This window comes from Streptomyces sp. AK02-01A, assembly GCF_033795305.1.
GTDB lineage: Bacteria > Actinomycetota > Actinomycetes > Streptomycetales > Streptomycetaceae > Streptomyces.
The window spans coordinates 24332-47837 of record NZ_JARBAE010000052.1 but is presented as its reverse complement, the minus strand read 5'-3'; the positions used below and the strand labels follow the sequence as shown (position 1 = coordinate 47837).

Here is a 23506-nt window from a genome sequence, read left to right as displayed (position 1 = left end):
GCGCTCCAGTGCGACGCCCGTGGCTACGACCAGACCCATCCCGAGGCAGGCGCCGCGCTCAACGCGGACTACGAACTGCCCTGACCGGCGCGCTCTCCCATCGTCGGAGGAGACAGCACCTCATGTACCGACCAGCCATCAGAAAGCGGCGCGCGGCGGCCCCGCTCGCCGTCGCCGCTCTGCTCGCGGCGGGCGCCGTGGTCCTGCCGGCCCCGGCCGCCCACGCGGCGGGCAGCGTAGTCAAGGTCACCGGGTCGCAGGGAAACTGGCAGCTCACCGTCGACGGAGCGCCCTATCAGGTCAAGGGCCTGACCTGGGGCCCCGCCGTGGCGGACGCCGCGCGCTATATGCCCGATGTCAAGTCGATGGGCGCCAACACCGTACGGACCTGGGGCACCGACGCCACCACCGCGCCGCTACTGGACGCGGCCGCCGCCAACGGCGTCAAGGTCATCGCGGGCTTCTGGCTCCAGCCGGGCGGCGGGCCCGGCAGCGGTGGCTGTGTCAACTACCTCACGGACACCACGTACAAGAACGACATGCTCGCCGAGTTTCCCAGGTGGGTGGACACCTACAAGGACCACCCCGGTGTACTGATGTGGAACGTCGGCAACGAGTCCGTCCTCGGACTGCAGAACTGCTACAGCGGGACCGCGCTGGAGCAGCAGCGCGACGCGTACACCTCCTTTGTCAACGAGATCACGAAGAAGATCCACGCCGTCGATCCCAACCACCCGGTGACCTCGACCGACGCGTGGACCGGCGCGTGGCCGTACTACAAGCGCAACGCGCCCGATCTCGATCTGTACGCGGTGAACTCCTACGGCGACGTGTGCAACATCAAGCAGACCTGGGAGTCCGGCGGCTACACCAAGCCGTACATCGTCACCGAGGGCGGTCCGGCCGGTGAGTGGGAGGTGCCGAACGACGTCAATGGCGTGCCCGACGAGCCGGCCGACACCGCGAAGGCGGCCGGCTACACCAACGCCTGGGGCTGTATCACCGGACACCGGGGCGTGGCGCTCGGAGCGACGCTCTTCCACTACGGCACCGAGTACGACTTCGGCGGCGTCTGGTTCAATCTGCTGCCCGCCGGTCAGAAGCGGCTCTCGTACTACGCGGTCAAGAGGGCGTACGGCGGTGACACCTCGCACGACAACACACCGCCGGTGATCTCCTCGATGACCGTCGACGGAGCCGCGTCGGTGCCGGCGGGCCGGGAGCTCACCGTCCGCGCCGCCGTCGCGGATCCGGACGGCGACCCGCTCTCCTACCAGGTGCTGTTCGGCAGCAAGTACCTGGACAACTCCGGCCAGTTGACCGACGCGCCCTTCACCGCGCAGGGCGGCGGGACCTTCAAGGTGACCGCACCCGACCGGCTCGGCGTGTGGAAGGTCTATATCAAGGCCATGGACGGAAAGGGCAATGTCGGCATCGAGACCACGTCGTTCAAGGTGGTGCCGCCGCCGGTCGGCGGGACCAATGTCGCCAGAGGCAAGCCGGCCACGGCCTCCACCTCGCAGCCCACCGGTACGGGCTGTCCCTGCACCGCAGGTAACGCGGTGGACGGCTCGCTCGACACCCGGTGGGCCAGCGACTGGAGCGACCCGCAGTGGGTCCAGGTCGACCTCGGCGGTACGACCGCGTTCCGCCATGTCCAGCTCGCCTGGGAGACGGCGTACGCCAAGAACTACACCGTCCAGACCTCCGACAACGGCGTGGACTGGACCACTCTGCGTACCGTCACCGATGGCAACGGCGGGATCGACGACCTCGACCTCGCCGGAAACGCCCGCTATGTAAGGGTCAACGCGACCGTGCGCGGCACTCCCTGGGGTTATTCGCTCTACGAGTTCGGTGTCTATAGCTGAGCGCGTAGGCCGCGCCGTCTCCTCCCCGCCGTCGGCGCGGCACAGCGGTCCGCGAAACGGGCCGGAACGGGCACAGTCGATGCTGCGAAGAGCCTGGTCGAGGCCGGTCCCTTGCTTGTACAAACGACGCATGAGCCCGAACGGGTGCTGAGCCGCAGCAAAGCAGGGAAGTGTGTCGTGGACACCGACGAACGCCGACGAGAAATCCTTGAGATCGCCCGACGGGACGGGGCGGTGGAAGTCACCGCGCTGGCCGGAAGACTCCGCGTGGCCAAGGAGACCGTCCGGCGGGACCTGCACGCCCTGGAGGAGCACGGGCTGGTGCGGCGCACCCACGGCGGCGCCTATCCGGTGGAGAGCGCCGGCTTCGAGACGACCCTCGCGGTACGGACGACCCGGCTCGTACCGCAGAAGTCCCGGATCGCGGCGGCCGCCGCCGATCTTCTCGGTGACGCGGAAACGGTCTTCGTCGACGAGGGCTTCACGCCGCAGCTCGTCGCCGAGGCCCTGCCCAGGGACCGGCCGCTGACCGTGGTCACCGCGTCCCTCGCCGTGGCGACCGCGCTCGCCGACGCGGAGAAGATCGCGGTGCTGCTGCTCGGCGGCCGGGTGCGCGGCTCCACGATGGCCACGGTCGACCACTGGACCACCCGGATGCTCTCCGAGTTCGTCATCGACCTGGCGTATGTCGGAGCGAACGGCATCTCCCGTGAATACGGCCTGACCACCCCTGATCCGGCCGTCAGCGAAGTGAAGGCACAGGCGATGCGCAGCGCCCGCCGCCGGGTCTTCGCGGGAATCCACACGAAGTTCGGCGCGGTCAGTTTCTGCCGCTTCGCCGAGGTCGCGGATTTCGAATCCATCGTCACGGACGCGGGGCTGCCCTCGGCCGAGGCCCAGCGCTACTCGCTCCTCGGACCGCAGGTCATCCGCGTCTGAGTCCGCCCCATGCCCTCCCGTACGCCCATGGGCCCACTCGGGCGCCCGTCGGCCGCCGCCTTACCGGCCGGGAGGCGGGGCAGAGACGTCCCAGAACCTCGCACGCTCCACATGAACCCGTACGAACACCACCAGCCTCATCAACGTCGCAGAACCCGGAAAACCCGGCGAACCTCTCAGTTTTCAGGCAAACGAATGATCAGGAGAATCTCATGCCACTCCAGCAACGACGACGCGGAATCCGTGTACGCCTGGGCGCGACCGCGGGACTGGCGGCCCTTCTCGCCGGCTGCAGCGGCGCGGGCGGCGGCGCCTCCTCAGGAGGAGACGAAACCCTCAATGTGCTCATGGTGAACAACCCGCAGATGATCGAGTTGCAGAAGCTGACCGCGGACAACTTCACGAAGGAGACCGGCATCAAGGTCAACTTCACGGTCCTGCCGGAGAACGACGTCCGCGACAAGATCACGCAGGACTTCTCCAACCAGGCCGGCCAGTACGACGTCGCCACCATCAGCAACTTCGAGGTGCCGTTCTACGCGAAGAACGGCTGGCTGCACCCGCTCGACGAGTACACCGCCAAGGACACGGCCTTCGACCAGGGCGACATCCTCAAGCCGCTGCAGGAGTCCCTCACCGCGGAGGACGGCAAGCTCTACGCCGAACCCTTCTACGGCGAGTCGTCCTTCCTCATGTACCGCAAGGACGTCTTCGACGCCAAGGACCTGAAGATGCCCGCGAAACCCACCTGGCAGCAGGTCGCCGATCTCGCCGCCGAGGCGGACGGCGCGCAGAGCGGGATGAAGGGCATCTGTCTGCGCGGACTGCCCGGCTGGGGCGAGGTCATCGCGCCGCTGACCACCGTCGTCAACACCATGGGCGGCACCTGGTTCACCAAGGACTGGCAGGCGCGGCTCACCTCACCCGAATTCACCAAGGCCACGCAGTTCTATGTCGACCTGGTCCGTAAGCACGGCGAGTCCGGCGCGCCGCAGTCCGGCTACGCCGAGTGCCTCAACAACATGACGCAGGGCAAGACGGCCATGTGGTACGACGCCACCGCAGGCGCCGGATCGCTGGAAGCCGCCGGATCCCCGGTCAAGGGCAAGATCGGCTATGTGCCGGCGCCCGTGGACAAGACGGACAGCTCCGGCTGGCTGTACACCTGGGCCTGGGGCATGCAGAAGGCGTCAGGCAAGACGGAGAGCGCGTGGAAGTTCATCTCCTGGGCGTCCGGCAAGGACTACGAGAACCTCGTCGGCGAGAAGATCGGCTGGGCCAATGTGCCCGCCGGCAAGCGCGCCTCGACCTACGCCAACCCCGACTACCTCAAGGACGCGAGCGCGTTCGCCGAGGTCACCAAGGAAGCCATCGCCAACGCCAATCCGCGCGACCCGGGCACCCAGCCGCGCCCGACCGTCGGCATCCAGTTCGTCGACATCCCGGAGTTCACGGACCTGGGCACCAAGGTCTCCCAGGAGATCAGCGCGGCCATAGCGGGCAAGAAGTCCGTCGCCGAGGCGCTGAAGGTCTCGCAGGCGCTCGCGGAGAAGGTCGCCGAGGAGCAGCGGTGAGCACCTCCGTCCATACCCCCTCGCTGTCCCCGGCCGGCGCGTCGCGCCCCTCCCCGCCGCGGCGGGGAGGCCGGGGGACTCCGGGACGGGCACGCGCCTGGGCCACCAGGGCGCCACTGCTGCCCGCCCTGGTCTTCCTGGTCGCGGTCACCCAGCTTCCCTTCGTGGCGACGCTGGTGATCTCGCTCTTCGACTGGAACTCGCTCGCTCCCGACGAGCGCTCCTTCGCCGGGCTCGGCAACTACGGATCGGTCTTCACCGACGCCTCGCTGCGCGACTCGGTGTTCACCACGGTCCTGCTCACCGCGACCGTCGTCATCGTCAGCGTGGTGCTGGGGCTGCTGCTGGCCCTGCTGCTCGACCGTGAATTCAGAGGTCGCGGATTTGTCCGCACCCTGCTCATCACGCCGTTCCTGCTGGTCCCGGTCTCGGCGGCGCTGCTGTGGAAGCACGCGCTCTACAATCCCGAGTACGGCCTGCTGAACGGAGCGTGGGCCTGGTTCACCGGACTGTTCGGCGACTCCGCCGCCGCCCAGCCCGACTGGATCTCGGACATGCCGCTGATGGCGGTCGAGGCCGCTCTCGTCTGGCAGTGGACACCATTCATGATGCTCATCCTGCTCGCCGGACTCCAGAGCCGGCCCGCCGAGATGATGGAGGCCGCGCGGCTGGACGGCGCGACCGCCTGGCAGATGTTCCGCTATCTGACGCTGCCGCATCTGCGCCGCTATCTGGAGCTCGGCCTCCTGCTCGGCTCGATCTACATCGTGCAGAACTTCGACGCGGTGTTCACCCTCACCTCCGGCGGACTGGGCACCGCGAACCTTCCGTACACCATCTACCAGACCTTCTACCAGGCTCACGAATACGGACTGGCCTCCGCGGCCGGAGTGGTCGTCGTGATCGGCACGATCGTGATCGCGACCTTCGCCCTGCGGGTTGTCTCGTCCCTCTTCAGTGAGGAGGCGGGCCGCGCATGAGCACTCACTCCGTCACGCGAACCCCGGTGACCGCCGCCTCGGCCGCGCGCCGCCGCCTCGATCCGTACGCACCCGCCGCCCGGCGGGCCAGGCGGCGCTCCGCCGGGCTGGGCCTGCTGGCCTGGATCGTCGGCATCGTCTTCTGTCTGCCGGCGCTGTGGATGCTGCTCACGTCCTTCCACTCCGAGGCGGACGCGGCGACCAATCCGCCGTCGCTCGCCGCGGGCCTCACGCTCGACAGCTATCGGGTGTTCTTCGGCGCCGGAGGCGGAGCGAGCCCCTGGCCACCGCTGATCAACTCGCTGACCGCGTCGCTCTTCTCCACGCTGTTCGTGCTCGTACTGGCCCTGCCGGCCGCGTACGCGCTCTCCATCAAACGCGTGGAGAAGTGGACGGACGCGATGTTCTTCTTCCTCTCCACCAAGATGCTGCCCGTCGTCGCCGGACTGCTGCCCGTGTATCTCTTCGCGAAGAACATCGGCATGCTGGACAACATCTGGCTGCTCGTCATCCTCTACACCTCGATGAATCTGCCGATCGCGGTCTGGATGATGCAGTCCTTCCTCGCGGACGTGCCGGTCTCCATCATCGAGGCCGCGCAGGTGGACGGAGCCCGGCTGCCGACCGTCCTGGCCAGAGTGGTGGCCCCGGTGGCCGCGCCGGGAATCGCGGCCACCGCGCTGATCTGCTTCATCTTCAGCTGGAACGAACTGCTCTTCGCCCGGGTGCTCACCGGGGTGACGGCCCAGACCGCTCCAGTCTTCCTGACGGGTTTCGTCACCAGCCAGGGGCTCTTCCTCGCCCAACTGTGCGCCGCGTCCGTCGTCGTGTCCCTGCCGGTGCTCGCCGCCGGCTTCGCAGCCCAGGACAAGCTTGTCCAGGGCCTTTCCCTTGGAGCTGTTAAATAATGAGGGCAGCGATCGTCGAAGCCCCCGGCAAGGTCTCCGTCACAACGGTTCCCGACCCCACTCCGGGCCCCCGGGACGTGGTCGTCTCCGTCGCCGCGTGCGGACTCTGCGGTACCGATCTGCACATTCTGCAGGGCGAGTTCGCGCCCACTCTGCCGATCGTGCCCGGCCATGAGTTCGCCGGCGAGATCGTGGGCATCGGCTCGGAGGTCACCGAACTGTCCGTGGGTGACCGGGTCGCCGTCGATCCCTCACTGCACTGTCACGAATGCCGCTACTGCCGGGCCGGACGGGGAAACCTCTGCGACCGGTGGGCGGCCATCGGTGTGACCGAGCCGGGCGGAGCGGCCGAGTTCGCCGTCGCTCCCGTGGCCAACTGCGTACGCCTGCCCGATCACATCGATGTGAAGGACGCGGCGCTGATCGAGCCACTGTCCTGCGCGGTCCGCGGTTACGACGTCCTCAGCTCCACTCTCGGCGCCGAGGTACTGATCTACGGCTCCGGCACAATGGGCCTGATGATGCTGGAACTCGCCAAGCGCACCGGAGCGGCCGCCGTCGACATCCTGGACATCAATCCGGACCGGCTGGCGACCGCCGCCAAGCTCGGCTGCTCGCGCTCCGCGGCCTCGGCGGAGGAGTTCGACCGGCCCGGCGGCTGGGACGTCGTCATCGACGCCACCGGCAACGCCGGAGCCATCCAGGACGGCCTCGGCCGGGTCGCCAAGGGAGGCACCTTCCTCCAGTTCGGCGTCGCCGACTACGCGACGACCGCGGTCATCGAGCCGTACCGCATCTACAACCAGGAGATCACCATCACCGGCTCCATGGCGGTGCTGCACAGTTACGAGCGGGCCGCCGCGCTGTTCGCCACCGGCGTGCTCGATCCCGCGGTCTTCATCAGCGACCGGCTGCCGCTGGAGCAGTACCCGCAGGCGATCGACCGGTTCAAGGCGGGCCAGGGCCGCAAGATCGTGGTCGAGCCGTGACCGGTGTCTCGCGCGCGGGCCGGCGACCCGTCCTGGTGATGGGAGAGGCGCTGATCGATCTCGTCCCGTCGGCGGACGATCCGGAGACGCACCGCGCCCAGCCCGGCGGCGCTCCCGCCAATGTGGCCGCGGGGCTGGCCCGGCTCGCCACACCGAGCTGGTTCGCCGGGGCGCTCGGCGGCGACGGCTTCGCCCGTACCATCGAGCGGCGGCTGGTCTCCGCCGGCACGGAACTCGGTCTGTGCGCCCGCTCGCCGCTGACCACGGCGCTCGCGGTCGCCGACCCGGGCCCGGACAGCACGGGCTACCACTTCCACCTCCAGGACACGGCGACCTTCAGGATCCCGGACCGCGCCGCGGACGTGGACCGGTTCGGCGCGGTGTACGTGGGCGGGCTCGCGGCGGTCGTCGAGCCGGCCGCCGCGGCCGTCGCGGCCACCGCTCGCGCGGGCGCCGAACGCTCCCTGCTGGTGATGGATCCCAATGTGCGCGAGGACCGCACACTCGATCCGGAACTGAGCACGCGCAGACTGCGCGACCTCTGCTCGCTGGCGCATGTGATCAAGGCCAGCGACGAGGACATGGCCCGGCTCTGGCCGGACAGCGCGCCCGACGAGACCTGCCGGCGGCTGGCGGCGGAGGGCCGGCTCGTGGTGCTCACCCGCGGCGCCCGGGGCAGTACGGCCTACACCCGCGCCGGTGAACCGGTGTCCGTGCCGGCGGTGCCCGTCGACGTGGTCAACACGATCGGTGCGGGTGACGCCTTCATGGCCGGTGTCCTCAACTGGCTGACCACCACCGGCGCGCACCGCGACGGCGGCGCGGACCGGCTGCCGCGCGACCGGGTGGAGGCGATGCTGGGCTTCGCCTCCCAGGTGGCCGCCTCGGTGTGCGCCCAGACAGGTACGGAACCCTCGATGCCGGCCCGGATCTGATCGGGCCGGGACCACAGCGGTCAGGACCGGAGCAGGACGGAGGCGGCCGATACCGCCCCCCACAGGCCGGAGCCACCGCCCTTCCCCGAAAGGGCGGTGGCTCCGGCAGTCCTCCGGCGGACCGGACAGGAATCAGGCACGCCCGCCGGACGCCGCGCGGATGATCTCGGCGTAACGGTGGCCGCTGCTCTTGACGGTGCGGCGCTGCGTCTCGTAGTCCACGTGGACCAGACCGAACCGCTTGTCGTAGCCGTACGCCCACTCGAAGTTGTCCATCAGCGACCAGGCGAAGTACCCGGCCAGCGGAGCGCCCTTCTCCACGGCCCGCGCGCAGGCCGCCAGGTGCTCCTCCAGATACCGGACCCGCTCCGGGTCGTCCACGGTGCCGTCCGCCCGGACGACGTCCGGGAAGGCCGAGCCGTTCTCGGTGATGTAGATGCGCCGCGCGCCGTACTCCTCGGTCAGCCGGAGCAGAAGCTGCTCCAGACCGTCCGCGTGCACCTCCCAGCCCATGTGAGTGTGGCGGCCGCCGGCCACGTCGACCTGCTTGGCGAAGGGCGCGGGTCCTGTCGGGTCGTCCTGGACGATCTGGCGGAAGTAGTAGTTCAGTCCCAGCCAGTCCAGTGGCGCGGCGATGGTCTCCAGGTCGCCGGGGCGTACGGGCAGCTCCACGCCGTACAGGTCGACCATGTCCTGCGGGTAGCCGCGGCCGAGGATCGGGTCCATCCACCAGCGGTTGGTGTGGCCGTCCGCCCGGACGGCGGCGGCGCGGTCCGCGTCGCTGTCGCTGGCCGGCTCGATCGGGCTGAGGTTGTTGACGATGCCGACCCGGGCGTCCGAGGAGGCCGCGCGGATCGCCTGCACGGCCAGACCGTGGCCGAGGTGCAGGTGGTACGAGGTGCGCACGGCGGCCGTGAGGTCGGTCAGACCGGGCGCCATCTTGCCTTCGAGGTGACCGATCCACGACGAGCACAGCGGCTCGTTGAGGGTCGCCCAGTCCTTCACACGGTCGCCGAGACGCTCGGCGACGACGGAGGCGTACGCGGCGAAGTGCTCCGCGGTGTCACGGGACGGCCAGCCGCCCCGGTCCTGGAGCGCCTGCGGCAGATCCCAGTGGTAGAGCGTCGCGAAGGGCGTGATGCCGGCCTCCAGCAGACCGTCCACCAGCCGGTCGTAGAAGGCGAGTCCGGCCTTGTTCACCGGTCCGTCGCCGCCGGGCACGATCCGGGGCCAGGCCAGCGAGAAGCGATAGGCGTCGACGCCCAGCTTCTTCATCAGACCGATGTCCTCGGGGACACGGTGGTAGTGGTCGCAGGCCACATCGCCGTTGTCGTTGTTGTCGATGGTGCCGGGCGTGTGGGAGAACGTGTCCCAGATGGAGGGAGCGCGGCCGTCCTCGGCCACGGCTCCCTCGATCTGGTACGCGGCCGTGGCGACGCCCCAGGTGAAATCAGGTGGGAGGGCGCTCAGGTCGTTCACGGACTGCCTTTCTGGTGTGGTCACTTGACGGCGCCCGCGGTCAGGCCGGCGACAAGGTAGCGCTGGAGGAAGAGGAACCCGATGACGACGGGCACGCTGACGACCAGCGACGCGGCCATGATCTGGTTCCAGTAGACGTCGTTCTGTGTGGCGTAGCCCTGCAGACCGACGGCGAGGGTGCGGGTGTCGTCGTTCGTCATGACGGAGGCGAAGAGGACTTCGCCCCAGGCCGTCATGAACGCGTAGACGGCGACGGCGACGATGCCGGGAACCGCGGCCGGCACCACCACTCTGAAGAGCGCGCCGAGCGGTCCGTTGCCGTCCACCAGAGCGGCTTCGTCCAGTTCCTTCGGGATGGAGTCGAAGTAGCCGATCAGCATCCAGATGGAGAAGGGCAGCGAGAACGTCAGATAGGTGAGGATCAGTCCGCCGCGTGAGCCGTACAGCTCGATGCCCGTGGTGTTCCCGATGTTGACGAAGATGAGGAACAGCGGGAGCAGGAAGAGGATGCCCGGGAACATCTGGGTGGAGAGCACCGTCACGGTGAAGACCCGCTTGCCGCGGAACCGGTAGCGGCTCACGGCGTACGCGGCGAACACCGCGATCACCACGGAGAGCACCGTCGCGGAACCCGCCACGATCAGTGAGTTCACGAAGTACTTGCCGAGCGGAACCGTCTTCCAGATGTCGAAGTACGGACGGACGGTGAAGTTCGTCGGGAACCACTGGAACTTGCCGGAGACGTCCTGGAGCGGCTTCAGCGAGCTGCTGATCATCACATAGACCGGCAGCAGGGCGAAGGCCGCCAGCAGCGTCAGGACAACACGGCGCGTCCACACGAAGGACTGCGGCGGTGCGATGGGAGACCTGGCACTAGACATCGGAGCCCTTCCTTCCGCGGGAGGTGACCAGCAGATAGACGGCCGTGACCAGCAGCAGGAAGAGCAGCAGCAGTACGGACATCGCGGAGCCGGAACCGAAGTTCCAGGTCACGAACGACGATTGGTAGATATGGATGGAGATCAGGTCCGCCGCCTCCGGCGCCGACTTCCCGAACAGCACATAAGGCGTGTTGAAGTCGTTGAACGTCCAGAGGAACAGGACGAGCACCAGCACCTGGTTGACCGGGCGCAGCGACGGCAGCGTGATCTTGCGGATCTGCTGCCAGATGCCCGCTCCGTCGATCGAGGCGGCCTCGTACAGCTCACGCGGGATGTTCTGCAGCGCGGCCATGAGCATCAGGAACGCGAACGGCCAGGACTTCCAGAGTGAGACGACGACCAGCGCGATGAAGCTGTTGTCGCCGATCAGCCAGAACGACGCCTTGTCGGTGAGCCCGAGCTGGTCGTGCAGGACGTGATTGATGATGCCGTTGTCGTGCTGGAACATGAATGCCCAGGTGATGACGGCCGCGTAGACAGGAAGGGCATACGGGACGAGGAAGATCGTCCGCAGGATGCTCCGGCCGCGGAAGTTCTCCTGCAGCATGATCGCCGCCGTGACACCGAACAGCCATGACAGCCCGACGGAGATCACGGTGAAGGCGCAGGTCACGAGGAACGAGTGAAGCAGCGCCTGACCGATCGGGGCGTCGAAGTCGATGGCGACCTTGTAGTTGTCGAACCCCGCGGACGGGGCGTTGCCCCAGTTCCGGATGAAGAACTGGGTGAGCTGACGGAAGCTCACCCAGATCCCGATGATCATCGGGATCAGGTGGACGAGCAGTTCGAGCACGACTGCGGGCAGCAGCAGGAGATAGGGCAGTCCGCCCTGGCGGATCCGGTCGGGGATGCGCGGAAACCTCTTCCGCGCACCCCCAGTGCCCCGGTTCTCTCCGCTGCCCGCCTTGTGCGCACGGCTCGGTGTCACGGTGGCGGTCATGGAGTGTGCCTCACTGCTGCATTTGCTGCTGGGCCTTGTTCAGGCGTTCCTTGACGGACTCGGTGGTCACCGGGCGTCCGGCTGCGGCGTCGGCCCACAGCTCCTTGACGGCCGTTCCGACCGTCGTCTCGAACTGCGACTCCGTGGGGACCTGCGGGAGCGGCGCGGCGCTGGTGGCCAGCGTGTCGCGGAGGACCTTCAGATCGGGCGCGGAGAACGCCGCGTCGGCCTGGGCCGACTTGACCGGCGGGATCGAACCGAACGTCTTGTTGAGCAGCTTCTGCTCTTCGTCGCTCGTCATGAACTTCACGAACTTCTTGGCGCCGTCGATGTTCTTGGTGTTCTTGAACACCGCCATGTTGATACCGGCGACCATCGAGTTGATGCTCTGGTCGGCACCCGGCGCGCCCGACTGGACCGGAACAGGCGCGACGCCCCAGTCCTCGGGCTTCATGCCCTGGGAGGCGAAGGTCGAGGCCGCGGCCTGCCACAGGACCATGGCCGTCTTGCCCTTGGCGAAGTCCGTGAGGGACTGGTTCTGGGCGTACTCCGCGTTACCCGGAGCGATGATCTTGTCCTTGGCCATGAAGTCGACGTACTGCTTCACAGCGGCGACGGCACCATCGGAAGTAAAGGTCGGTTTGCCCGATTTGTCGAAGAAGTCCACTCCGTGCTGCTTGCCGAGGACAAACACCTGGTGGATGTTGTTCGACAGGTTTCCGCCCTCGGCACCGAGGGCCCACTTGTCGTCCTTGGAGATCTTCTTGCCGTCGGCGACCAGTTCGTCCCAGGTGGCCGGCGGCTTCGAGATACCCGCGTCGGAGAACATCTGCTTGTTGTAGTAAAGCGCGTAGGCCAGCGAGTACAGCGGCACGGCTGCGGGGTCCTGACCCTCCGCACCGGACGCGGCGACCGCTGAATCGACGAAGCGGTCCCGGCCGCCGATCGCGTCGAAGTTCTTCTGGTCCCACGGCAGCAGGGCGCCGGTGGCCTGGAGAGAGGCCGACCAGGTGTTGCCGATGTTCAGGACGTCGGGGCCCTGGCCGGAGGTGGTGGCGGCGAGGATCCGGTTGAGCAGATCCGACCACGGGATGACCTCAAGCTTGACCTTGATGCCGGTCTGCTCCTCGAACTTCTTGAGTTCGGGGGTGAGTATCTTCTTGTCCGCCTCGACGCTGGGGCCCTGGTTGGACGCCCAGTAGGTGAGGGTCTTCGGCGATTCGTTGCTTCCACTGTCGGACGACGAACCGCCACCGCATCCGGCGGTGACGGCTGCGAGGGCACTGACGATGGTGACTGCTGCTGCGGCTCTGGTTCTGCGCATGTGAGGTGGCCCCTTTCCGGGGGTGGCAGCGTTCGAGAGTCGAACGGCCTCCATGACTTAATTTATGACGTGATTTAAGAGGTGAGAGAAGGTCGCGTCAAGGTCTGAGGCCGGGGTATGTTGCGTCCACGGAAGGAGCATCATGGCAGAACGCAACAGACGGACGGTGCGTGACCTGCGACGGGGCAACCGGGCAAGGGTTGTGCAACGGTTGTATTTCGACGGTCCGCTGAGCCGCCAGGAGCTCGGAGCGGCGACCGGTCTGAGTTCAGGTTCCATCAGTAACGTCGTTGCCGAGCTTGCCGCGGAGGGCCTCCTCGAAGAGGCCGGAGTCGTCGATTCCGACGGTGGCCGCCCCCGTACCCTGCTGCGTGTCGCCCCGGACGGCGGCCTGCTCATCGGCATCGACATCGGGGAAACCCGGGTCCGTGTCGAGCTGTTCGATCTGTCACTCACCGAGCTGGCCCGCACCGAACGACTGCTGGCCCAGCACGGCTACGATGTGGAACGCATCGTGTCCCACGTCCGTACTGGTGTCGCCGATGTGCTCCGTGACGCCGGCGCCGACCCGGAGCAACTTCTCGGCATCGGTATCGGCGTGCCCGGCATCATCGAGAACAGTGGTCCGCACGGAGCCGTCGTCCATGGCCAGACCATCGGCTGGAGCGCCGTACCGTTCGAGAGGCTCCTCCGCGATGCCGTGGAAGTGCCCGCCGGTGTACCACTGTTCATCGACAACGGTGCCAAGACCCTGGGACAGGCCGAGATGTGGTTCGGCGGTGGCCGGGGATCCGGGGCCGCGGCCATCGCGCTCATCGGCTCCGGTGTCGGCGCGAGCGTCATCCACGGCGGCGCCCTGGTCGAGGAGAGCGGTCGCGGCAGCGCGCTCGAATGGGGCCACACCACCGTGCATATGCGTGGACGCCGCTGCCGCTGCGGCGCCATCGGCTGTCTGGAGGCGTACGCCGGAGCGGAGGCGATGCGCGAGCGCTGGTACGAGGCCGGCGGGCCGCTCCCGGACGACGCGGACGACGAGACCGCGCTGGCCGCGCTGCTGGAGGCCGCCTTCCCTTCGGACGAGGGAGTCAGGCCCGACCCGGTGGCCGTCTCCCTCCTCGACGACACGGCCGAATGCCTGGGCGCGGCCGTCGCCGACCTGATCAACCTCTTCCTGCCCGAGCGCATCCTGCTCGGCGGCTGGGCCGGTCTGCTGATCGGCCCGCATCTGCTGCCGGCGATCCGGCGTCACGCGGAGGCGTACGCTCTCAGCCACGCGGCCGGACGTACCACCATCGAGCTGGGACAGCTCGGCCCCGACGCGGTCACCGTCGGTGCGGCCACGCTGCCTCTCGCCGCGTTTCTGGCGCGCGGCGGAAGCCGGCCGCGCGTTCCCGGACCCGCCGGTCCGGCGGAGCCCGGCGGAGTGGCCGTGACCGGGCGGTGGCGGCGCCCCGCGGCGACGGCGGGAGAGTCGTCGGGCTGAGCCGGCGGGCTCCGCCGGACCGGCGGGATCTCAGGCCGAGTCGCGCACCACCAGCACGGGTTCGAAGATCACGGACGTGACCGCCCGGTCCGCGTCGGAGAGCCGGTCCAGCAGCAGCCGGACCATCTCCGCCGCCATGTCCTCCACCGGCTGTCTGATCGTCGTCAGCGGCGGCCGACAGGTCGCGGCCGCGCTGCTGTCGTCGAATCCGATCACAGCGACATCCTCGGGCACCCGCTTGCCGTGCTCCCGCAGCACATGACAGGCACCGACCGCCATCAGGTCGTTGGCCGCGAAGACGCCGTCCAGATCCGGGTGTTCGGCCAGCAGCAGCTCCATGGCCGCCTCCCCGCTCTCCTGGGTGAACCGTCCTTCCGCGACAGGGACATACGGGTGACCACGGCGCGCCATCGTGTCGCGGAAGCCCGTCAGCCGGTCCTGGCCGGCCGGGACATCCAGCGGGCCGGTGATCGTGGCGATCCGCCGGCAGCCGCGCGCCAGCAGATGATCGGCGGCCAGCCGGGCGCCGTCCTGGTGCGCGAGGTCCACATAACTGATCCGCACCGGCCGGGCCGGACGCGCGTACAGAACCGCCGGCAGCCCCGCCTCCGTGATGAGCGCCGGCAGCGGATCCTCGGCATGAGTGGACACGACCAGCGCGCCGTCGACGTTTCCCTGGCGGAGATAGGAGACGACCTCCTCGCGGGCGCGAGAGGTCTCGGCGAACATCAGCACGGGATACATACCGCGCGGCCTGAGGTGGTTGACGACTCCTGTCACCACACGTCCGAAGAACGGGTCGGCGAAGACCTGCGCGGTGAAGGAGCCGCTCCCGCTGCCGTGTTCACCACTATTGTCGCCGTTGTCTTGATTGCCGGAATTATCCCCGCGGTTCGTCTCGGTGGAGTCCCGGCCGGCGTGGTCCTCCGGAGACGGATCGTCTCCGGCGCCCGAGACCACCAGGGCGATCGCGTCGGTGCGGCGGGTGACCAGCGAGCGGGCCGCGCGATTGGGCGTGTAGCCGGTGTCGGCCACCGCCTTCCGTACGGACTCCTGTATCGCGGCGTCGACATTGCGGACGCCGTTGATCACTCGCGAGACCGTGGCACGCGAGACACCGGCCGCCCGCGCCACATCCTCCAGGGTGGGTGCGCCGGCCGGTCGCAGATCTTCCGTCATGTCCTCAATTTACAGCATGAGGGAGAGCGCTCTCCGATGGCCGGTTCGGCGTGGTACGCCAGTTGCTCGCTCCGGTCGGCAGCCGCGCCTTCGGCCGGAGATCCAGCTTCTCCAGCGGATGGTCAATCTCCTCCCCGGTCATGCCGGCCGCCCTTCGCTCACTTTGGGAGAGCGCTCTCCCGCAGCTCGCGCAGACTCTCCAGAGGGTGCGGGCCCTGTCAATGGCGGCCAATGTGCCGTTCCGGCGGCGCGCCGCCGCCAGGGATGGCACGCTGAGTTGCGAGAAGCGGCCGGAGGGTGGTCGAGGCCTTGTCATCTGCCTTGCCCAGCCCCTAAGTTGTCCGCTTGCGACGTGTCCTACCTGCCAGTGGGGGAGCCACATCATGGCCGCATCCGGACGGCACCGCAGATACCAGCCGAGTCGTATCAACCGCGCCTCGCTGACCGTCACGGCGGGCGGCGCGGGAATGGCACTGCCGCTCATCGCCGCCGGGTCCGCGCACGGGGCGTCGGTGGATGTCTGGGAGAAGGTCGCGGCCTGCGAGTCGACCGGCAACTGGCACATCAACACCGGTAACGGCTACTACGGCGGCGTGCAGTTCACCCAGTCCACCTGGGAGGCGTACGGCGGCGGGAAGTACGCGGCGCGCGCCGATCTGGCCGACAGGGACCAGCAGATCGCGGTCGCGGAGAAGGTCCTGGAGGGACAGGGCCCCGGAGCCTGGCCCACCTGCTCGGTCCGGGCCGGACTGACGCGGGGCGCGGACGCGCCGGACATCGCGCCGGAGAAGGCCCGCGAGGGCGCCGGCGCGCCACAGGCCCAGGGCGGTGTCCAGGGCGGTGTGCAGGCCAAGGCGCGGCAGAGCGAGCAGACCCGGCCGAAGAAGACCGCCTCGCCCACCAGCGTGCCGACCCAGCGTGAGGGCTACACCGTGGCCCGTGGAGACTCGCTCTCCGAGATCGCCGTCGACGAGTCGGTCCGGGGCGGCTGGCAGCGGCTGTACGAGGAGAACCGCCGGCTCATCGGCAGCGATCCCGATCTGATCTTCCCGGGCCAGAAGCTCGTCCTGCGGGTCCAGGCGCCGCCGAAGGGCAGCGCCGCCGCTCCTGTGGCACCGCCCAAGGAGCAGGCGAAGCCCGCACCGGCCGAGAAGCCGAAGCCGGCCGCCAAGCCGAAACAGGCGGCGAAAGCGAAGCCGGCGGCGAAGCCGAAGCAGCAGGCCAAGGCGCCGGACCGCGCCGAACACCCGAAGTCGCGCGGATTCACCGCACCGGTCTCCGCCTCCACCGGCACGCCGTACCACAAGCCCGGATCCTGGGCCAGCGGCTATCACACCGGCGTCGACTTCCCGGTCCCGACCGGCACTTCCGTGAAGGCCGTCGCCGCCGGACATGTGGTCTCGGCCGGCTGGGCGGGCTCGTACGGCTACCAGGTCGTCATCCGGCATCCGGACGGCAAGTACAGCCAGTACGCGCATCTCTCCGCGCTCAATGTGCGCGAGGGCCAGCAGGTCAGCGGCGGCCAGCGGATCGCCCGGTCAGGCTCCACCGGCAACAGCACGGGACCGCATCTCCACTTCGAGGTGCGTACGGGGCCGGGTTACGGAACCGACATCGACCCCCTCGACTACCTCCGAGCGGGTGGCGTCCCGGTCTGAGGGCATGCCGGAGCGCGGACCGGCGCCACGAGGTGACCGGTCCGACTCCGTCCTGGCCGAGGAGGATGACTCCGACTCGGTCTCACGCGGGTCGCCGGGACGTCCCAGGGTGAGCAGGATCAGTCCGCCCGCGGCGACGGCTCCGGCGCACAGCGCGAGCGCCGTCCCGGGCACGCCGTACCGGAACTGCTCGCCGAAGAGAGTGAGACCCACGGCCGCGGCCACCACCGGATTGACGACCGTCACGGTGGCCAGCGGGGCCGCGAGTCCGGCGCCCCGGTAGGACGCCTGGGAGAGCAGCAGCCCGACCAACGCGAGGACCGCGATCACCAGCAGATTCGGCACCTGCACGGTCGGACTGTCGGAGGTCCAGTCCACGGCGACGGTCTTGGTGAAGACCGAGGCGATACCGAACGCGGCGCCGGCCGCACCGGCCAGAAGCACGCTCCGTACGGCGGGCCGGCCCACGAGCTGAGCGGCCAGGAAGAGCAGTCCGACCCCGCCGAAGGTCGCACCGGCCAGGATCAGCCGCTCCGCTCCGTCCAGCGAGCGGGGATCGGTGCCACCGGTCAGCGCGAGCAGACCGGCCAGTCCGACGGCCGCCATGATCGCGCCGCGCCAGGCGGTGCGGCCGGCCCTGCGGCCCACGAAGAGCGCCGCCATGGGCAGCGCGAAGACGATGGTGAGAGCACCGAGCGGCTGGACGAGGCTGAGCGGTCCGTAGGCGAGCGCGGCGACATGGAGGATCGCGCCCACACCGTTCAGCGCCACGGCGGCCCACCACATCCCGTGGCGCAGCGGAGCGTAAGGGCGGTCAGGTGTGTTCGCCGCGACGCGTTCCTGCAGGATCGCTCCGGACGCGTAGGCGACCGCGGAGACCAGCGAAAGCAGTACGGACAGCGCGAGTGCACTCATGTCTTCCACGATCTCTCGTCCGCGCGCTTCAGTCGTCGTCCTGAAGAGGTCAATCCGGCGTACTGCTGTTGTAGTACGGGGCTGGACCGGAGGTCCTCCCACGGATGGTCGCCCAGGTCGGTGAGCGATGGACCGGCGGCAGCGGAAGGCCCTTATGGTGCCCGTGACGTGGTTGCGGCGGGTGATCCGTCACGACGGCACGCGAAGCGGCGTACGGCGTACCACGCACAAGACGGCGACGTACCACGCACAAGACGGCGACGTACCACGCACAAGGGGGAAAAGAGTGGACCAGGCGGACCAGGGCGCTCGGTCGGCGCACGCCGACCGGGTCGGTCCGATCGATCTCGAAGAGGTCGGGTCGGTGGGCGGCTTCTTCGCGCTGCGGACCGGAACGCCCGCCGGCGGGCAGGTCCCGCTGGCGGCGGTGTACGCGGGCGACATCGCTCCGCTGACGGCCCGCGTCGACACGGTCGGCGCCCGGCTGCGCGCGCCCGAGCGCCGGATCGCCGCCTCCGTGGCGCAGCTCGGGTTCGCCGCCCGGCTCTGGTCGATCGCGCTCGGCTGCGCCGTACTGCGCGGCGCCGTCCCGGATCTGGACCCGGAGCGGCTGTACTGGTACCCGGACGCGGCCTCTCCGCACGACTTTCTGCTGACCGGTCTCCGGCCGCTTCCCGCCACCGCGGAGACCGTGCGCGCGGTGGTGCAGTACGGGCATCTCGTCCCGCTCGCCGAGGCCCTGCGACGAGACGGCCGTGTCTCGTCCCGGCTGCTGTGGGGAAACGCGGGCTCCGCGCTCGCCGGAGCCGTACGCGAACTGAGCGGCTGGGCGGCCCGGCACGGGAGGCCGGAGGCGGCGGAGCGTGCGGGCGCACTCGCCGCCGAGCTCTTCGGCCACCCGGACCTGTCCGCCACGGGCGCTACGGTGGCCGGAGCGTTCCGGCGCCGCAGTTGCTGTCTCTACTACCGCTGCCCGGCGGGCGGGCTCTGCGGGGACTGTGTCTTCGACCGGGCGCCGCAGCGGTCTTCCGCACAGGGGGTTTCCGGGTGACCATGTCAGGGCTGCGATCGCCGGACGAGGGCGGGGGTATGGCGTGAAGGTGGGGCTGCTGACCCGGGAGTATCCGCCGGATGTCTACGGCGGAGCGGGCGTCCATGTGGAGTTTCTGGCACGGGAGCTGCGGCGGCTGGCCGACCTGGAGGTGCACTGCTGGGGTGAGAGCGACAGCGGCGCGCCCGGGGACGCGGGAGTGGTCCGCCACCGGGCCGCCGCCGGACTCGGCGGGGCCAATGACGCGCTGCGCACCTTCTCGGTGGACCTGTCGATGGCGGCCGCGCTCGACGGACGCGAGCTGGTCCACTCCCACACCTGGTACGCCAATCTGGCCGGCCATGTCGCCAAGCTGCTGTACGGCATTCCGCATGTGGTGACCGCGCACTCCCTGGAGCCGCTGCGCCCCTGGAAGGCCGAGCAGCTCGGCGGCGGATACGCGCTGTCGAGCTGGGCCGAGCGCACGGCCGTCGAGGCCGCGGACGCCGTCGTCGCCGTCTCCAGAGGGATGCGCGACGACATCCTCGCCTGCTATCCCGCACTGGATCCGGCCCGGGTGCACATCGTCCGCAACGGCATCGACACCCGCCTCTACCGGCCGGACCACGGCACCGCCGTACTGGAGCGGATCGGTCTCGATCCCGGCCGTCCCTTCGTGCTCTTCGTCGGCCGGATCACGCGCCAGAAGGGCGTCCCGCATCTGCTGCGCGCCGCGCGTGCGCTCGATCCCGGCGCCCAGCTCGTGCTGTGCGCGGGCGCGCCGGACACTCCGGAGATCGGCAGGGAGTTCCGCGAGCTGGTCGAGGAGCTGAGGCGGACCCGGGACGGCGTGCACTGGATTCCCGAGATGCTGCCCAGGCCCGATGTGGTCCAGCTCCTCACCCACGCCGCGGTGTTCGTCTGTCCCTCGGTCTACGAGCCGCTGGGCATCGTCAATCTGGAGGCGATGGCCTGCGGGACCGCCGTCGTCGCCTCGGCGGTCGGCGGTATCCCGGAGGTCGTGGACGACGGGAGTACGGGACTGCTGGTGCCGTACGACGAGCACGCCCCGGACGCCTTCGAGTCGGGACTCACCGAGACCCTCAACCGGGTGCTCGACGATCCGGAGTCGGCGGCCCGGATGGGGGCAGCGGGACGGGAGCGTGCCGTACGGGAGTTCGGCTGGGATCAGGTGGCCCGCCGTACGTACGAGGTGTACCAGGAGCTTCTCAAGTCCGAATAGAGGGAGCGGCGATGCGTGGTGGACCTTCGGTGCTCGGAATCGTGCTGGCGGGCGGAGAAGGCAAACGCCTGCTGCCGCTCACCGCGGACCGGGCCAAACCGGCGGTGACGTTCGGCGGCACATACCGCCTTGTCGACTTCGTCCTGTCGAATCTGGTGAACGCCGACATCCTGCGCGTCTGCGTGCTGACGCAGTACAAGTCGCACTCCCTGGACCGTCATGTGAGCACCACCTGGCGGATGTCCAGCCTGCTCGGGAACTACGTCACGCCCGTCCCGGCCCAGCAGCGGCTGGGACCGCGCTGGTATCTCGGCAGCGCGGACGCGATCCTCCAGTCGCTCAACCTCGTCCATGACGAACAGCCCGACTACATCGCGGTGTTCGGCGCCGACCATGTGTACCGGATGGACCCGCGCCAGATGCTCCAGCAGCACATCGGCAATGGCGCGGGCGTCACGGTCGCGGGCATCAGAGTGCCGCGTGCCGAGGCATCCTCGTTCGGGATCATCACTCCGGCTCCGGACGGTGTCCAGGTGGCGGGATTCCTGGAGAAACCGGCCGATCCGCCGGGCCTGCCGGGCGATCCCGGACACGTCTACGCCTCGATGGGGAACTATCTCTTCACCACGAAGGTCCTGGTCGACGCGTTGCACCGGGACGCCGAGGACGCGAACTCGGTGCACGACATGGGAGGTTCCATCCTGCCGATGCTCACCGAGCGTGGCATGGCCCAGGTCTATGACTTCCAGGACAACCATGTGCCGGGCGAGACGCCTCGCGAGCACGGCTACTGGCGCGATGTGGGCACGCTCGACTCGTACTACGACGCGCACATGGATCTGATCTCGCATCAGCCGGTGTTCAACCTCGACAACCGCCGCTGGCCCATCTACACCCACTCCGGCCAGCTCCCTCCCGCGCGCTTCGTGGCGGGCGGGATCGCGAGCGAGTCGGTCGTCAGCCCCGGCTGTGTCATCCGTGGCCAGGTCACCCGCTCCGTCCTCTCGCCGGGGGTGGTGGTGGCGGAGGGCGCGGTGGTGCAGGGTTCCGTGCTGCACGACAACGTACGCGTGGGCCGGGGAGCGGTGGTGCGCGGTTCGATTCTCGACAAGAACGTGGACGTGCCGCCGGGCGCGACGATCGGCGTCAACCCGGGCCGGGACGAGGAGCTGTACACCGTGTCCAAGAACGGGATCATCGCGCTCGGCAAGGGCCAGCGAGTGGCCTGAGGCGCGGCGCGGGGCCGCGCTGTCCGGTGAACAACGGCGACGCCGGGAATAGCGGGCCGGGTGATCCGACTTGCACTTGCTGTTGTCCGGCCGGCAGCCGCGGTCACCGGCGAGAGCGAGGAGTCACATGCCCAAGGCGTACGTCTTCACCCGGCACGGCGGTCCGGAGACGGAGTCCCTCGTCGACCGGCCGCCACCGACGCCAGGCCCGGGCCAGTTGCTGGTGGCCGTGCGCGCGGCCGGCGTCAACCCCGTCGACTGGAAGCTGCGCGACGGCTATCGCAGGCCGGGTTCCGCGCCGGCGGAACTGCCGGCCGTGTTCGGCAGTGAGGCCGCGGGCGTGGTCGAGGCGGTCGGCGCCGGTGTCGAGGGTTTCGCCGTCGGAGACGCGGTGTTCGGCTCCACCCTCACCGGCGGATACGCGCGGTACACGCTGCTGCCGGTCGAGGTCACCGCGCACAAGCCGGACGCGCTGTCGTTCACGGACGCGGCGGCGCTGCCGGTCGCGGCGGCGACCGCGTACGACGCCGTGCGCCAGGCGGATCTGCCGCCCGGCGCCACCCTGCTCATCACCGGCGCCGGCGGCGGTGTCGGAGTCGCCGCGGCGCAGATCGCGCGCGCCTTCGGCCTCCGTGTCGTCGGCACGGCGAGCGAGGGCAAGAAGAAGTTCGTCGAGTCCCTCGGCGTGGTCCATGTACCACCGGGCCCGCGGCTCGCGGAGCGGGTACGGACCGCCGCGCCCGACGGTGTCGACGCCGTCCTCGACCTGGTCGGCGGCGCCGACCTGAAGGCCGTGGCCGAGCTGCTCACCGACCGTACGAAACTGATCAGCGCGGCGGACAAGGGAACGGTCCCGGGCCTCGGCGGCGCCGCGGTCGTACGGCAGCGGACGGCCGCGGTCCTCGACGAGGTCGCGAAGCTCGCCGTCAGCGGCGAGCTGGACCCGTATGTGACGCGGACCTTCCCGCTGGAGCGGGCGGACGAGGCGCTGCGCGCGGTGGAAGACGGACATACGCAAGGCAAGATCGTGATCGAGGTCGACGCATGACAACCCGACAGTCCGAGGAGCGGTCGCCGGAGGTGCGCCTCCAGGAGGCACATCCGCTGGACAGCCCCGCGCGCGCCGCGCTGACCGGCCCGCACGCCCACTTCGCCGAGCGGCGCGGCCGGCTGCTGCGCTATCCGCCCGATGTGTCGCCGTGGCTGGCCCTGCCCGACGAACCGGACGACGACGACTGGGCCGACGCCGCCGCGCTCGCCGGACCCGGCGGCTCCATCGCCCTGGCCGGATTCCGCGTCCCGCCTCCCGACGACTGGGAGATCACCTTCCGCGCCGACGGTGTGCAGTACGTCGACGCCGGACTGGTCACGGCCCCGGACGAGGAGGCCGTACGCCTCGGCCCCGCCGATGTGCCCGAGATCCTCGACCTGGTCGAACGCACCAGGCCGGGCCCGTTCATGGCGCGCACCATCGAGATGGGCACGTATCTGGGCATCCGCCGCGAAGGCCGGCTGGTGGCGATGGCCGGCGAACGGATGCGTCCGCCCGGCTGGACCGAGATCAGCGCCGTCTGCACCGACCAGGAATTCCGCGGCCAGGGCCTGGCGGCCCGGCTCATCCTGGCCGTGGCCCATGGCATCCGGACCCGAGGCGAGACGCCTTTCCTGCATGCCGCCGCGGACAACACGGGCGCCATCCGGCTCTACGAGGCGCTGGGCTTCCGGCTGCGCCGGCCGACAGCGTTCCTCGGCGCGCGCCTCCCTGGCTGAGCTCGCCGCGGGGTCACGGGACAGCCCTCGCGGTGTGCCCGGGCCCGGACCCACTGGGCCGGCCGGTCTTCGGGCGCCCGCGAAGACCGGCCGGCCGGAACCAAGGAGCCCCGGTGCGC

20 protein-coding genes are annotated in these 23506 nt (G+C 69.5%); 14 read left to right on the top strand and 6 right to left on the bottom strand.

Annotated elements, in window-relative coordinates:
• Nucleotides 1-122 precede the first annotated feature (122 nt).
• The 7 genes from PV679_RS31730 (at nucleotide 123) to PV679_RS31700 (ending at nucleotide 8196) form a co-directional block, all read left to right on the top strand.
• Entirely contained in the window at nucleotides 123-1871 is a 1749-nt protein-coding gene (locus PV679_RS31730) for a discoidin domain-containing protein (RefSeq protein WP_319684172.1), read from the top strand.
• Nucleotides 1872-2048: 177 nt separating this feature from the next.
• Nucleotides 2049-2810 carry a DeoR/GlpR family DNA-binding transcription regulator gene (locus tag PV679_RS31725; protein WP_319684171.1) on the top strand — a complete coding sequence of 254 codons (762 nt, stop codon included), beginning with the start codon at nucleotides 2049-2051 and terminating at the stop codon, nucleotides 2808-2810.
• 212 nt (nucleotides 2811-3022) lie between these two features.
• The gene (locus tag PV679_RS31720; RefSeq protein WP_319684169.1) at nucleotides 3023-4384 is read left to right on the top strand and encodes a sugar ABC transporter substrate-binding protein; all 1362 of its coding nucleotides are present in this window, start codon (nucleotides 3023-3025) and stop codon (nucleotides 4382-4384) included.
• A 23-nt stretch (nucleotides 4385-4407) separates the two neighbouring features.
• Nucleotides 4408-5364: a sugar ABC transporter permease gene (locus PV679_RS31715; protein ID WP_319684182.1), complete on the top strand. Its 957-nt coding sequence runs from the start codon at nucleotides 4408-4410 to the stop codon at nucleotides 5362-5364.
• Nucleotides 5361-6272: a carbohydrate ABC transporter permease gene (locus tag PV679_RS31710; protein ID WP_319684168.1), complete on the top strand. Its 912-nt coding sequence runs from the start codon at nucleotides 5361-5363 to the stop codon at nucleotides 6270-6272. The genes PV679_RS31715 and PV679_RS31710 overlap by 4 nt, the downstream gene beginning before the upstream one ends.
• Complete coding sequence (locus tag PV679_RS31705) at nucleotides 6272-7261, top strand: zinc-dependent alcohol dehydrogenase family protein (protein ID WP_319684166.1); 990 nt, start codon at nucleotides 6272-6274, stop codon at nucleotides 7259-7261. Before PV679_RS31710 ends, PV679_RS31705 begins: the two co-directional genes overlap by 1 nt.
• Nucleotides 7262-7299: 38 nt before the next feature.
• Entirely contained in the window at nucleotides 7300-8196 is an 897-nt protein-coding gene (locus tag PV679_RS31700; RefSeq protein WP_319684181.1) for a PfkB family carbohydrate kinase, read from the top strand.
• A gap of 132 nt (nucleotides 8197-8328) precedes the next feature.
• Here PV679_RS31700 and PV679_RS31695 read toward each other — a convergent pair whose 3' ends face one another.
• The 4 genes from PV679_RS31695 to PV679_RS31680 are packed head-to-tail and all read right to left on the bottom strand — an operon-like array spanning nucleotide 8329 to nucleotide 12880.
• Complete coding sequence (locus tag PV679_RS31695) at nucleotides 8329-9675, bottom strand: GH1 family beta-glucosidase (protein WP_319684164.1); 1347 nt, start codon at nucleotides 9673-9675, stop codon at nucleotides 8329-8331.
• Between the two features lie 20 nt (nucleotides 9676-9695).
• Nucleotides 9696-10556, bottom strand: a complete 861-nt coding sequence (locus PV679_RS31690; protein ID WP_319684162.1) for a carbohydrate ABC transporter permease — start codon at nucleotides 10554-10556, stop codon at nucleotides 9696-9698.
• A complete protein-coding gene (locus PV679_RS31685) occupies nucleotides 10549-11556 on the bottom strand; it encodes a sugar ABC transporter permease (protein WP_319684161.1) in 1008 nt (335 codons plus the stop codon). The genes PV679_RS31690 and PV679_RS31685 overlap by 8 nt, the downstream gene beginning before the upstream one ends.
• 10 nt (nucleotides 11557-11566) lie before the next feature.
• Nucleotides 11567-12880, bottom strand: coding sequence for an extracellular solute-binding protein (locus PV679_RS31680; RefSeq protein ID WP_319684160.1), 1314 nt, complete (start codon nucleotides 12878-12880; stop codon nucleotides 11567-11569).
• Nucleotides 12881-13022: 142 nt separating this feature from the next.
• Between PV679_RS31680 and PV679_RS31675 the strand changes: the two genes are divergently transcribed.
• Nucleotides 13023-14363 carry an ROK family transcriptional regulator gene (locus PV679_RS31675; RefSeq protein ID WP_319684158.1) on the top strand — a complete coding sequence of 447 codons (1341 nt, stop codon included), beginning with the start codon at nucleotides 13023-13025 and terminating at the stop codon, nucleotides 14361-14363.
• Between the two features lie 30 nt (nucleotides 14364-14393).
• Here the strand turns inward: PV679_RS31675 and PV679_RS31670 are convergent, their stop codons facing one another.
• A complete protein-coding gene (locus PV679_RS31670) occupies nucleotides 14394-15542 on the bottom strand; it encodes a LacI family DNA-binding transcriptional regulator (protein ID WP_319684157.1) in 1149 nt (382 codons plus the stop codon).
• A gap of 383 nt (nucleotides 15543-15925) precedes the next feature.
• Between PV679_RS31670 and PV679_RS31665 the strand changes: the two genes are divergently transcribed.
• Nucleotides 15926-17200, top strand: a complete 1275-nt coding sequence (locus PV679_RS31665) for a transglycosylase family protein (RefSeq protein WP_319684156.1) — start codon at nucleotides 15926-15928, stop codon at nucleotides 17198-17200.
• On the opposite strand, the gene PV679_RS31660 is transcribed toward PV679_RS31665, so the two are convergent.
• Nucleotides 17081-18115, bottom strand: coding sequence for a DMT family transporter (locus PV679_RS31660; protein WP_319684155.1), 1035 nt, complete (start codon nucleotides 18113-18115; stop codon nucleotides 17081-17083). The two genes, PV679_RS31665 and PV679_RS31660, sit on opposite strands and share 120 nt — an antisense overlap.
• Nucleotides 18116-18455: 340 nt before the next feature.
• Here PV679_RS31660 and PV679_RS31655 point away from each other — a divergent pair, with 340 nt between their 5' ends.
• The 5 genes from PV679_RS31655 (at nucleotide 18456) to PV679_RS31635 (ending at nucleotide 23387) form a co-directional block, all read left to right on the top strand.
• Nucleotides 18456-19166 (top strand): (2Fe-2S)-binding protein, encoded by a 711-nt coding sequence (locus tag PV679_RS31655; RefSeq protein WP_319684180.1) that lies wholly within the window; start codon nucleotides 18456-18458, stop codon nucleotides 19164-19166.
• A 43-nt stretch (nucleotides 19167-19209) separates the two neighbouring features.
• On the top strand, nucleotides 19210-20388 hold the full coding sequence (gene glgA, locus PV679_RS31650; protein ID WP_319684153.1) for a glycogen synthase: 1179 nt from the start codon (nucleotides 19210-19212) through the stop codon (nucleotides 20386-20388).
• 11 nt (nucleotides 20389-20399) lie between these two features.
• Nucleotides 20400-21617, top strand: a complete 1218-nt coding sequence (glgC, locus tag PV679_RS31645) for a glucose-1-phosphate adenylyltransferase (protein ID WP_319684151.1) — start codon at nucleotides 20400-20402, stop codon at nucleotides 21615-21617.
• A 127-nt stretch (nucleotides 21618-21744) separates the two neighbouring features.
• Complete coding sequence (locus PV679_RS31640; protein WP_319684149.1) at nucleotides 21745-22665, top strand: NADP-dependent oxidoreductase; 921 nt, start codon at nucleotides 21745-21747, stop codon at nucleotides 22663-22665.
• Complete coding sequence (locus PV679_RS31635; RefSeq protein ID WP_319684147.1) at nucleotides 22662-23387, top strand: GNAT family N-acetyltransferase; 726 nt, start codon at nucleotides 22662-22664, stop codon at nucleotides 23385-23387. The genes PV679_RS31640 and PV679_RS31635 overlap by 4 nt, the downstream gene beginning before the upstream one ends.
• Nucleotides 23388-23506 lie beyond the last annotated feature (119 nt).